Here is an 11,394-nt window from a genome sequence, read left to right on the forward strand (position 1 = left end):
CGCCGAGCGGGGCAGTCCCGTCGTCGTCCGCACCCACCGCCCCTCGGCGGTCTCGCGCCCACCGGGGCGGGCACCCTCATCGAACCTGCCCGCAGCGCCGCTCCCGAACCGTCCGCGGACGACCCTTTTCGGGAGCTGCATCCCGAAAAGTGGCGGCCTTCCGGGGCAGCACGGCGTTCCGGCCCGCCCAGGGAGCCGGACGGGAGCAGAGTCCCCATACAGCAATGATCCCGCCTCCTCGTGATCCGGTGGCGGGCACTGGATCCATGAGAGACGGGATCATCGGGGTTGTGGAGCTAAGGAGAATTGAACTCCTGACCTCCTGCATGCCATGCAGGCGCTCTACCAACTGAGCTATAGCCCCGGGTCTTGTTCCGCCCCTCCGGGTTTCCCCCGGCGGCGCCGCGAACAAGAAGAACTCTAGCCTGCGACCTGCCCAGATGTGAAATCCAGGTGTCCGGCCCCGCCCCCGGGCGGTCAGTCGTCGTCGCCCAGGACCGGTTCCGGCAGGGTGCCGGCGTTGTGCTCCAGCAGGCGCCAGCCGCGTGCGCCCTCGCCGAGGACGGACCAGCAGCAGTTCGACAGCCCGCCGAGGCCCTCCCAGTGGTGGGCTTCCAGACCGAGCAGCCGCCCGATGGTGGTGCGGATCGTGCCACCGTGGCTGACCACGACCAGGGTGCCGCCGTCGGGCAGCTTCCCTGCGTGTTCGAGTACCACCGGGGCGGCCCGGTCGGCGACCTCGGTCTCCAGCTCGCCGCCGCCGCGCCGCACCGGCTCGCCGCGCTTCCAGGCCGCGTACTGCTCGCCGTAGAGGGTGACGATCTCCTCGTGCGTCAGCCCCTGCCAGGAGCCCGCGTAGGTCTCCCGGAGAGCCGCGTCGTGCGCCACGTCGAGCTGGGTGAGGTCGGCCAGCTCGCCGGCCGTCGTCGCGGCCCGCTGGAGGTCCGATGCGACGATGGCGTCCGGCTTCAGGGCGGCGAGCAGCCGGGCCGCGCGCCGGGCCTGGCCGACGCCGGTCTCGGTCAGCGCGATGTCCGTCGAGCCCTGGAAACGACGCTCCAGGTTCCAGGCCGTCTGGCCGTGCCGCCACAGGACGATGCGACGGCCGCGGCCCGCAGTGGTGCCGTTCAGTTGAACTCTCCCTCTCCGTCGTCCGCCGTGGACTCGGCGTGCGCGGCGGCCTTGCCGCGGGTCTCCTTGGCGTCCTCGGGGAGGTCGATCTCGGGGCAGTCCTTCCAGAGGCGTTCGAGCGCGTAGAAGACCCGCTCCTCGCTGTGCTGGACGTGGACGACGATGTCGACGTAGTCGAGGAGCACCCAGCGGGCCTCGCGGTCGCCCTCGCGGCGCACCGGCTTGGCGCCGAGGTCCTTGTTGAGCCGTTCCTCGATCTCGTCGACGATCGACTTGACCTGGCGGTCGCTGGGCGCCGACGCCAGCAGGAAGGCGTCGGTGATCGAGAGGACGTCGCTGACGTCGTACGCGATGATGTCGTGCGCGAGCTTGTCGGCCGCTGCCTGAGCGGCGGCGTTGATGAGCTCGATGGAGCGGTCCGTGGCGGTCACAAGCGGCTTTCGGGTCGAGGGAACGCCGTCCGGCCGGGGCCCGGGGCCCCTGGCGACGCCGCCCAGGAGGGCGGCCGGATCGGCTTCGTATACCCCTCAAGGGTCTCACGGCCCACCGACACTCCCGTCGGTGTTTTCGATTACCCCGGCCGGCTCCCGCGCGGGAGCCGGCCGTCCGCCCGCCGTCAGCCCTTGAAGTCCTGGCCCAGGACGACGGTGATGTCCGCGTTGGCCGCGCCCTTGGCCTTGGTGACGGCGCCGTCCGGGAGCCCCAGCGTCTTGGCGACCTCCGCGGCCTTCTCCTTGTCGGCGTCGTCCGCGTAGGTCACGTCCGACGTGCTGCCCGGAGCCGCGGCCGTCCCGCCGTCGACGAAGGTGTAGCCGCCGTTGACGAGCGCGACCTGCGCCTTGCCCGTGGCCCTGGCGTCCCCGGTGGCGTTGCGCACCGAGACCCGCGGGGTCGCGTCCGGGTCGGTCTTCTTGACCGTGCCGCCGAGCACATCCTTGACGACGGTCTTCGCCGCCTCCGCGCTGAGCGTGCCGTTCTGCTGCACGGGCAGCAGCGTGGTCCCGTACGCCCCGGTCTTCGCCAGTTCGGCCCGCTGCGCGAGGGAGCTGCCCAACTGGGCCTCGGTGAGCGGCGGGTCCAGTACCTGGAGGAGCGATTTCACCGTGGCGGTGGCCCCGTCGGCGTCGCTTGAGACCTTCTTCAAGGTGGCCTGCATGACCTGCCCGAAGCGCTCCAGTTGCTTGCCCTGGCTCTCGCCCGGCCCCTGGTACGTGGCGTACGCGACCGCGGACTGGCCGTTCAGGAGCCGGTCACTGCCCGGCTTGACCAGCGGCGAGTCACCCTTCTTGGCGCCCGGGACGGTGGCGTTCGTGTCGACGCTGATGCCGCCGACGGTCTCGACGAGGTTCTCCAGATACGGGGTGTCAAGACGCCAGCTGGCCTTGAGGTCGGCGCCCAGGAGGGTGTTCAGGGAGTCCCTGGTGGGCTCCGTCCCCTCGTCCTTGACGGACTTGCCGAGCGTGGTGGTGGTGCCGTCGTCCTTGGAGACGATCAGGTTGTTGGGCAGCAGGACGGTGGTGCCCTTGTCGGTGGTCTCGTTGTCCACCAGGAGGGCGGTCGAACTGTTGCCGGTCTTGGTGTCGCGCAGGTGGACGACGAGCACGTCGCGCTTCTGCCCCGCGCCCGCGGCCGTCCCGGCGCCGTCGGCGCCGTTCAGTCCGGGCAGCTTGCCCGCCCACCAGAGGTAGCCGACGCCGCCGATCACCAGGAGGACCAGCACCACCGTCAGCGCGACGACGCGGCTGCGCCCGCGGCGCTTGGCCTCCTCGCGCCGCTCGGTGCGGCTCTCGGTGAACTTCAGCCAGTCGATGACGTCTTCGGAGTCCTCGTCCGGCTCCTCGATGAACGAGAACTGCTCGGTGTGGTACTCCGGGCCTGCGGGGCCGGAGGGCTCGGAAGGCGCCGGCGGGGCGTCCGTCCCGGGGCCCGCGGCCTCCGGGGCGCGGCGCTGTTCCGGAGGCCGCGGCTGCGTCTCCTGGTGCGCCTGTTCGTAGCCGGTCGCCCGGTAGCCGGACGCCTCGTCCTGCTGCGGCCGGCCGTAGTCCTGCTGCGGATACCCCTGGCCCCCGTAGGGCTGCTGCTCGTACGGGGGCGGCGGGGGCTGCTGGGGGATCCACTCCTGCTGCTGTTGCTGCTGGGGGACCTGTTGCTGCTGAGGGTGCCCGTAGGGGTCGTACTCCTGGGGGTGGCCCGGCTGCGGCCGGCCGCCGTACGGTTCGTAGCCGTATTCCTGCCGGCCGCCATAGGGGTCGTAGCCGTACTCGGGCGGAGCCGCGGGGGCGGGCGCGACGGGCTGTCCGTACTGGTCGTAGCGCTGCTCATAGGGCTGCTGCGCGGCGTCGTGGTACACGGGCCGCCCGTAGGCGTCATAGGTGTACGCCTGCTGCCCCTGGGCGTAGGGATCCTGGGCATACGGGTCCTGCGGCCCGTAAGGATCCTGTCGGTCGCTCACCGGTGCCCCTTTCCGTCCGCCCCGTCAGCTGTCGTTGCGGTAGAGCTGCTTCTTGTCGATGTAGCGCACCACACCGTCGGGCACGAGATACCAGACCGGTTCGCCCTGGGCAACGCGCGCCCGGCAGTCGGTCGACGAGATGGCCAGCGCGGGCACCTCGATGAGGGACACCGCGCCCTCGGGCAGCCCAGGGTCGGCCAGTATGTGGCCGGGCCTGGTCACCCCGATGAAGTGCGCGAGCGAGACCAGTTCCTCGGCGTCGTGCCAGGTGAGGATCTGGCCGAGCGCGTCCGCGCCGGTGATGAAGAACAGGTCGGCGTCGCGGTGCAGTTCCCGCAGATCGCGCAAGGTGTCGATGGTGTACGTCTTGCCGCCGCGGTCGATGTCGATGCGGCTGACGGAGAACTGCGGGTTCGACGCGGTCGCGATGACCGTCATCAGGTACCGGTCCTCGGCCGGGGACACCAGCTTGTGGCTCTTCTGCCACGGCTGCCCCGTCGGGACGAATATGACCTCATCGAGGTGGAATTGGCTGGCCACCTCGCTGGCGGCGACCAGGTGTCCGTGATGGATCGGGTCGAACGTGCCGCCCATCACTCCGAGTCGCCGCTTCACGGGCCCTGTGTGCTCTCCCATGCGTGCAGACCCTACTGGGCGGCGCGCGATGCCGGGTGCCGGGTGCCGGGGCTCAGCGGTCCCGGTTGAAGCGGGTGGTGATCCACAGCAGGAGAATCAGGACAACCAGGGCGCCGCCACCGGTGACGAACGGGCTGAGGCTGTTGTGCTGGCCACCCTCGGCGAGGGGAACCAGGGACTGTGCGGTGCTGTGCAGGGTCATCGTCGGCGGACCAATCCGGGCTGGGGGCGGGCAGAGACTTCCGCCACATCGTATGCGGCGGGCCCGCGCGACCTCACGCCGACTCCGCTCCGGAGCCGGCGGACCGTCGGAGGGGTCAGTCCTGCTTGCCGTAGCCGCGCAGCAGGAACCAGGCCATCAGGGCCGCACCCACGACACCGACGACGATCACGGTGCGCAGCAGCCACCCGGGGCCCTGGGTGTGGGAGGAGACAGCGAGCAGGACGCTCGGAATCGGCATGGCGGGTCGCTCCCCTTTGTGCGGGCCTGTCGGTCATGTGGTGCGCTCGCCAGCGTACGCCCGAGCATCCAATCGGGTGTCAGTGGCGTCCTCTAGTCTGAAACCACGCAGTCGAACAGGGGGAGGCCCCAATGACGGAGAGCCCAGACGGCGGCAGCGAACGCGTACCGAGCAGGGACCGCAGGCGGTTCCCCGGCATCTCGTCGCGGTCGTACGAGCACCCGGCGGACCGCTCGGCGCTGGTGGCGCTGCGCAAGCTGAGCGGGTTCGACACCGTCTTCAAGACGCTCAGCGGCTTGTTGCCGGAGCGCAGCCTGCGGCTGCTCTTCCTGTCGGACTCGGTACGGGTGAGCGACCGGCAGTTCACGCACCTGAACGACATGCTGCGCGACGCCTGTCACATCCTGGACCTGGAGAAGGTCCCGCCGATGTACGTCAATCAGGACCCGCAGCCCAATGCCATGTGCATCGGCCTGGACGAGCCGATCATCGTGGTGACCACCGGCCTGGTCGAGCTGCTGGACGAGGAGGAGATGCGGGCGGTGATCGGCCACGAGGTCGGCCACGCCCTGTCCGGCCACGCCGTTTACCGCACCCTGCTGCTCTTCCTGACGAAGTTCGCGCTGCGCGTCGCCTGGATCCCGCTCGGCAACGTCGCGGTGATGGCGATCGTGACGGCGCTGCGCGAGTGGTTCCGCAAGTCGGAGCTGTCGGCGGACCGCGCGGGCCTGCTGGTCGGGCAGGACGTCCAGGCGTCCATGCGCGGCCTGATGAAGCTGGCCGGCGGCAATCATCTGCACGAGATGAACGTCGACGCGTTCCTGGAGCAGGCGGAGGAGTACGAGTCGGGCGGCGACCTGCGCGACTCCGTGCTGAAGATCCTCAACGTCCTGCCGCGCAGCCATCCGTTCACCACGGTGCGGGCCGCCGAGCTGAAGAAGTGGGCGGCCAGCCGCGACTTCCAGCGGATCATGGACGGTCACTACCCGCGGCGCGACGAGGACAAGGACACCTCGGTCTCCGACTCGTTCCGCGACTCCGCTTCGCACTACGCCGACTCGGTGCGCAACAGCAAGGACCCGCTGATGGGCCTGGTGCGCGACATCGCGGGCGGCGCGGGCGACCTCGGCGGCAAGCTGCGGGACACGGTCTTCCGCGGCGGTTCACGACCCGGCGATTCCGGCGGCGACGCCGGCGGCGCGGACGGTGCTAACGGGCCGGGTGGCTCGGGGCCGGCAGGGAAGTAGCGTCGAGCCGGCCGCAGAGCGCGGGGTTCGCCCGCTGGTGTGAGTAGGGGTCGGTGCCCGCCGGCCGGGCGTTTCCCGCGTCCTGGCCGGCCAGCAGCGGACGCAGCACACCTGCCTGGGCGGTGCAGGCCATCGGCCCTGCCTGCGTGCTGCTCTGGACGACTTCGAGCCGGTGGTCGTCGAGGTCGGCACGGCTGAGGCGGAAGTGCATCTCGCGCCGGACGGTGAAGAGCGAGGTGGCGCCCGGTATGGGCCGCCCGGTGCCGTTGTCCGCCCGCTGGGCGCCCTCGTGAGTGGCGCGCACGGCGTAGACGAAGGTGTAGTCGGCGGTGACGTCCAGCGCGTCGGGGCCGCTCTCCGATGCGGCGAGGGTGCCGTCGACGCGTACGTCCCGGTCGGCGAGCGCGGTCGTGCGGGGGTCGAAGCGCACCAGCCAGCCGGTCGCGGCGTGATGCCCGTCGTCGGTGGGGCGGGCCAGGCTCCGGTCGAACTGGTCGAGCTGGCCGGTGTCCAGGAGGAGCCGCACGGGCCGTACGGATCCGCCGGTGAGGGTGGCCGGGTCGATCGAGGAGCGGACGAGGTAGTCCTTGACGACGCTCATCGCGGTGACGATCTGGCTGTCGGAGAAGTGCCGGGTGCGCTCGACGGTGGGCAGGTTGACCCCCGCGGCGCCGACCCGGAAGTGCGCCGCCGGGCTGTGCGCGACGAGGTCGGCAGGGGCGCCGCCCGGCACCGTGCCCGGCGGCGTGAGCGGGATGACGGCGGACCGCAGGGCCTGCACCTTGACCGGGTCGGGCGTCTTGTACGGGTGGCGTACGCCCATGTAGATGGCGGTGCCGAAGGCGAGCACGATCAGCAGCACCAGCAGCAGGGCCTGCCGGGATCCGGCGGCCCGCACCCAGGGATGGCGGGGCCGGACTGCGGGCGCGTGGTGCTCGCCCAGTCGCTCGTCGGCGGAGAACTCCTGGAGTCGGGCAGCCCGCACGAACGACTCGTCGAAGACGACGGATCGGTATTCGTCCTCACCGCCTCCCGGGGCGCCGTTGGGCGTCCCCTCGGGAGGGTCACCTCGCCCGGTCATACAACAAGGGTAGGTCGGTGAGGCGGTGGGTAAACGCCCCGGGGCCCGGCAACTTCGGCGGACGGTGCGCCGCGACCTGCCGGGCGCGGCGCCCGCGGGCCGTACGCGGGGGCCTGTGCGCCGGGGCACGGCGCCTGCCGGGCCGCTTGTCGGCCGGGCGGTCGTTCAGTGCGGCCTGGGCACGGCTGAGGCGGACGGCGGGGCGGATCCGGCCGACGCGGAGGGCGGCAGCCCCGGGCGTCCGCTCGCGGCGGTGCCCCCGCCCTGGGTGCTGTCCACGCCGCTGGATGCGGGCCGCGGCGCCGGGTTCGGGGCCTTGCCCGAGGCTCCGCGGTAGACGGCGGCGAAGGCCAGCGCGACCAGGCCGACGCCCATGACCAGCGCGAGCACCCAGGCCACCGGGCGGTGCCAGCGGGCGGTCCGGTAGGGGCGCAGCGCGCCGCCGTAGGGGCCGTACGGGTCGTAGGGCGCGTACTCGTCGTAGGTGTCGTAGTCGTCGGCTTCCGGGTCGAATCCGTCCGGATCGCGGCGGGCGCGACGGCGGGCACGGGTGCCCGGTCCGCCGTCCAGGCCCTCGGCGCCTTCGTGGTCGGGGCCGAGGCCGGTTCCGGGGCGGGCTTCCGCCTCGGCGCGGGCCTCGGCTGCGGCGAGCAGCCGCTCGACGGCCGAGGGTTCATGGATCTGCGCGGCACGGACGAAAGCCTCGTCGAAGACCACGGAGGCGAATTCTTCGTCCGCGCTTCCGTGGCTCCCGTGGCCGTGCTCATCGGGCTGATCGCCGTCCGGGAACGGCTTGCCCCCCACGTCGTCCGGCACCCGTCCAGGGTAGCCCCGGCGGGTCGTTTTGGGCAGGGATCGCGCGGAATCCGGCGGGCGGTCAGCGGGTGTGGCCGTCGCCGGTGACGATGTACTTCGTGGAGGTCAGCTCGGGCAGGCCCATGGGGCCGCGGGCGTGCAGCTTCTGGGTGGAAATGCCGATCTCGGCGCCGAAGCCGAACTGGCTGCCGTCGGTGAAGCGGGTGGAGGCGTTGACGGCGACGGTCGTCGCATCCACCAACCGGGTGAAGCGGCGGGCGGCGGCCTGCGAGGTGGTGACGATGGCCTCGGTGTGGCCGGACGTCCAGCGGCGGATGTGCGCGACCGCCGCGCCGAGGTCGGGCACCACGGCGGCGGCGATGTCGTACGAGAGGTACTCGGTCGCCCAGTCCTCGTCGGTGGCGGGGGCGACCAGGCCGGGGCCCGCCTGCTGCCAGGCGGTGTCGCCGTGCACGATCACGCCGGCCTGGGTGAGCGCTTCGAGGGCACGCGGCAGGAACGCGTCGGCGATCTCGGCGTGCACCAGGACCGTCTCGGCGGCGTTGCAGACGCTGGGCCGCTGCGCCTTGGAGTTGATGAGGATGTCGAGCGCCATGTCGATGTCGGCGGCTTCGTCGACGTAGACGTGGCAGTTGCCGGTGCCGGTCTCGATGACCGGCACGGTGGACTCCTCCACGACGGTGCGGATCAGCGAGGCGCCGCCGCGCGGGATCAGCACGTCGACCAGGCCGCGGGCGCGCATCAGCTCGCGCACCGATTCGCGGCTCTCGCCGGGGACGAGCTGGACGGCGTCGGCGGGCAGCCCGGCGCTCTCGACGGCGTCGCGGAGCACGTCGACCAGGGCGCTGTTGGAGGCGTAGGCGGAGGACGAGCCGCGCAGCAGCACGGCGTTGCCGGACTTGAGGCAGAGGGCGGCGGCGTCCACGGTGACGTTGGGCCTGGCCTCGTAGATGATGCCGATGACGCCGAGGGGGACGCGGACCTGTCGCAGGTCGAGGCCGTTGGGGAGGGTCGAGCCGCGGACGACCTCGCCGACCGGGTCGGGCAGGGCGACGACGTCGCGGACGTCGGCGGCGATGGCGGCGATCCGCTCGGGGGTGAGGGTGAGCCGGTCGACGAGCGATTCGGCGGTGCCCGCGGCCCGCGCCTTGGCGACGTCATCGGCGTTGGCGTCGACGATCGTCTGCGTACGGGCGACGAGGGCGTCGGCGATGGCGAGCAGCGCGCCGTCACGGGCGGTACGCGGCAGCGGCGCCAGGACGGCGGCTGCCTCCTTGGCGCGGGTTGCGGTCTCGATGACGGGCGAGGTGGGTGATGCGCTGCTGGTCATGGGCGGCAGCCTAGCGAAACGACGGCCGACGGCCGGGGGCGGTTCACGGAACGGGACGGCTGCGGGACGTACTCGGGACGGGTGCGGGACGGCGGGTGCGGCAAGAGAGCCGGTCAGAGCGCACAGGGGGACGCCGCCGGGACGCCCGTGGAACGGCCGCGGGAGGTCTATGGGACGCCATCGGGACGCCCGTAGGATGCCGCCCGGCGAGGCGTCCCCGCCGGCTCAGTACGGATGGACCCCGACCGGTGAAGCGGGCGGCGGGCCGTAGCCCTCGGCGACGCGCTGGTGGTAGGTCTCGCGGTCGATGACCTCCAGACCGACGATCTCCCACGGCGGCAGCTTGGCCGTGGAGCGGTGTTCGCCCCACAGCCGCAGTGCGACCGCGGCGGCATCGTGCAGGTCCCGGGCCTCCTCCCAGTACCGGATCTCGGCGTGGTCATTGGCATAGCGGCTGGTCAGCAGGAAGGGGTGGTCGTGGGCGAGCTGTTCAAGCGCCCGCCGCACGTCCTGCAAGGGGGCCTCGGCCCCGGAGACGCTGAGCGTGATGTGCCACAGCCGGGACACCTCCTGGCGCTCGGGACGCGGTGCCTCCTGTGGTGTGCCGTGCCATTGCGCGCTGGTGTCGTCCTCCGGCCGGGCGGCGGTGCTGCCCGGCCCGACGCTGGTCAGTGCGCGCTCCGCCGTCCCTCGGAGCTGTGCCCCTGGGCGCCCTCGTACCACCGGCGGCCTCCTGTGATGCGAATCGCTCCGCGCTCGGGGTGCGGAGCCGATCGGTGCGGTCTTTCCTCGGCGTGCTGCGGGCGCCGCTCATCTGCGGCGCCCCCGCAACAAAGTTGACCAGCCCGCGGGCTCTCGCGGGGGCGTTTTTACGAAGGTCCCCGCGGAAAGGCGGACCGCCGGGCTCCGGCGGGCCGCCCAACCCTGTTGCCCGCAAAGCCCGTTGGGGCGTCCGGGATCAGTGGTGCAGGAGGACCAGGTCGTCCCGGTGCACGACCTCGCGCTCGTAGGCGGGGCCCAGTTCGCGGGCGAGGTCGCGGGTCGAGCGCCCTATCAAACGGGGGATTTCCCTGGCGTCGAAGTTGACGAGGCCCCGGGCGACGGCCCGGCCGGTGCCGTCCCGCAGCTCGACCGGGTCGCCGGCCGAGAACTCCCCGTCGACCGAGGCGATTCCGGCGGGCAGCAGCGAGGAGTGGCGTTCGACGACGGCCTGGACCGCGCCGTCGTCGAGCACCAGCGCGCCGCGCGGCGTGGAGGCGTGCGCGAGCCAGAGCAGCCGGTCGGCCGAGCGCCGTCCGGTGCGCAGGAAGTGGGTGCCGGTCGGGCCGCCGGCCAGGGCGTCGGCGGCGTGCACGGCGGAGGTGAGGACGACGGGGACGCCGGCCGCCGCCGCGATCCTGGCGGCCTCCACCTTGGTGACCATGCCGCCGGTGCCCACACCGGCCCGCCCGGCGCTGCCGATGACGATGCCTTCGAGGTCCTTGGGCCCGCTGATCTGAGGTATCCGGGAGGTGCCGGGTGTTGACGGGTCGCCGTCGTAGAGGCCGTCGACGTCGGAGAGCAGGACGAGCAGGTCGGCGCGGACGAGGTGGGCGACGAGCGCGGCCAGCCGGTCGTTGTCGCCGAACCTGATCTCGTCGGTGGCGACGGTGTCGTTCTCGTTGACGATCGGCACCGCGCCCATGGCCAGCAGCTGGTCGAGGGTGCGGCAGGCGTTGCGGTAGTGGGCGCGGCGGCTGGTGTCGTCGCTGGTCAGCAGGACCTGGCCGACCCGGCGGCCGTAGCGCGCGAAGGAGGCGGTGTAGCGGGCGACGAGCAGGCCCTGCCCGACGCTGGCGGCGGCCTGCTGGCGGGCGAGGTCGCGGGGCCGCTTGTCGAACCCGAGTGGGGCGAGGCCGGCCGCGATGGCGCCGGACGAGACCAGCACGATCTCCTTGTCCTGGTACTTGGCCAGGACGTCCACCAGGGCGTCCACCCGGTCCGCGTCCAGCCCACCGGACGCCGTGGTCAGCGAGGAGGAGCCGACCTTCACCACGATCCGGCGGGCCTCCGCCACACCCTCCCGCCGCCCGTGCCCCTCGTCGGCCGAGGCCCCACGTGCCGCCCCTGCGTCCTGACTTGCGCCTGCCACCTGCTACCCCTGTGCTCGCCATCGTCCGCAGTACGGACCGTCCCGTACCGCGTCCCTCTCCGCAAATCTACGGCAGGGCGCCGACGGGCCGCGCGGGGATATCGGTCGG

The 11,394-nt window shown here is 72.3% G+C and carries 12 protein-coding genes and 1 tRNA gene; 1 reads left to right on the top strand and 12 read right to left on the bottom strand.

The annotated features are described in order from the left end of the window. Positions 1 to 291: 291 nt before the first annotated feature. The 7 genes from ACGFNI_RS03835 to ACGFNI_RS03865 all read right to left on the bottom strand — a co-directional run bounded on the left by ACGFNI_RS03835 (position 292) and on the right by ACGFNI_RS03865 (position 4,680). A tRNA-Ala gene (locus ACGFNI_RS03835) sits at positions 292 to 364 on the bottom strand. A gap of 113 nt (positions 365 to 477) precedes the next feature. Continuing rightward, positions 478 to 1,131 (bottom strand): histidine phosphatase family protein, encoded by a 654-nt coding sequence (locus ACGFNI_RS03840; RefSeq protein ID WP_393680354.1) that lies wholly within the window; start codon positions 1,129 to 1,131, stop codon positions 478 to 480. Next, a complete protein-coding gene (rsfS, locus tag ACGFNI_RS03845; protein WP_393680250.1) occupies positions 1,128 to 1,562 on the bottom strand; it encodes a ribosome silencing factor in 435 nt (144 codons plus the stop codon). Before rsfS ends, ACGFNI_RS03840 begins: the two co-directional genes overlap by 4 nt. Before the next feature lie 185 nt (positions 1,563 to 1,747). After that, positions 1,748 to 3,583: a LytR C-terminal domain-containing protein gene (locus ACGFNI_RS03850; protein WP_393680251.1), complete on the bottom strand. Its 1,836-nt coding sequence runs from the start codon at positions 3,581 to 3,583 to the stop codon at positions 1,748 to 1,750. A 24-nt stretch (positions 3,584 to 3,607) separates the two neighbouring features. Then, the gene (nadD, locus tag ACGFNI_RS03855) at positions 3,608 to 4,219 is read right to left on the bottom strand and encodes a nicotinate-nucleotide adenylyltransferase (RefSeq protein WP_227044962.1); all 612 of its coding nucleotides are present in this window, start codon (positions 4,217 to 4,219) and stop codon (positions 3,608 to 3,610) included. 52 nt (positions 4,220 to 4,271) lie between these two features. After that, entirely contained in the window at positions 4,272 to 4,421 is a 150-nt protein-coding gene (locus ACGFNI_RS03860) for a hypothetical protein (protein ID WP_393680253.1), read from the bottom strand. Between the two features lie 115 nt (positions 4,422 to 4,536). Further along, positions 4,537 to 4,680, bottom strand: coding sequence for a hypothetical protein (locus ACGFNI_RS03865; protein WP_393680254.1), 144 nt, complete (start codon positions 4,678 to 4,680; stop codon positions 4,537 to 4,539). Positions 4,681 to 4,811: 131 nt separating this feature from the next. Here ACGFNI_RS03865 and ACGFNI_RS03870 point away from each other — a divergent pair, with 131 nt between their 5' ends. After that, positions 4,812 to 5,927 carry a M48 family metallopeptidase gene (locus ACGFNI_RS03870; protein ID WP_393680256.1) on the top strand — a complete coding sequence of 372 codons (1,116 nt, stop codon included), beginning with the start codon at positions 4,812 to 4,814 and terminating at the stop codon, positions 5,925 to 5,927. Here ACGFNI_RS03870 and ACGFNI_RS03875 read toward each other — a convergent pair. The 5 genes from ACGFNI_RS03875 to proB form a co-directional block, all read right to left on the bottom strand. Beyond that, a complete protein-coding gene (locus tag ACGFNI_RS03875) occupies positions 5,890 to 7,008 on the bottom strand; it encodes a hypothetical protein (protein WP_393680258.1) in 1,119 nt (372 codons plus the stop codon). The genes ACGFNI_RS03870 and ACGFNI_RS03875 overlap by 38 nt on opposite strands. Positions 7,009 to 7,173: 165 nt before the next feature. Continuing rightward, a complete protein-coding gene (locus ACGFNI_RS03880; protein ID WP_393680260.1) occupies positions 7,174 to 7,824 on the bottom strand; it encodes a hypothetical protein in 651 nt (216 codons plus the stop codon). Between the two features lie 61 nt (positions 7,825 to 7,885). After that, the gene (locus tag ACGFNI_RS03885; RefSeq protein WP_393680261.1) at positions 7,886 to 9,154 is read right to left on the bottom strand and encodes a glutamate-5-semialdehyde dehydrogenase; all 1,269 of its coding nucleotides are present in this window, start codon (positions 9,152 to 9,154) and stop codon (positions 7,886 to 7,888) included. Positions 9,155 to 9,379: 225 nt separating this feature from the next. Next, positions 9,380 to 9,877, bottom strand: coding sequence for a hypothetical protein (locus ACGFNI_RS03890; RefSeq protein WP_393680262.1), 498 nt, complete (start codon positions 9,875 to 9,877; stop codon positions 9,380 to 9,382). Positions 9,878 to 10,112: 235 nt separating this feature from the next. After that, complete coding sequence (proB, locus tag ACGFNI_RS03895; protein ID WP_393680356.1) at positions 10,113 to 11,210, bottom strand: glutamate 5-kinase; 1,098 nt, start codon at positions 11,208 to 11,210, stop codon at positions 10,113 to 10,115. Positions 11,211 to 11,394: the final 184 nt, after the last annotated feature.

Origin of the sequence: Streptomyces sp. NPDC048644, from assembly GCF_043199105.1 — a bacterium.
Classification (GTDB): Bacteria; Actinomycetota; Actinomycetes; order Streptomycetales; family Streptomycetaceae; genus Streptomyces.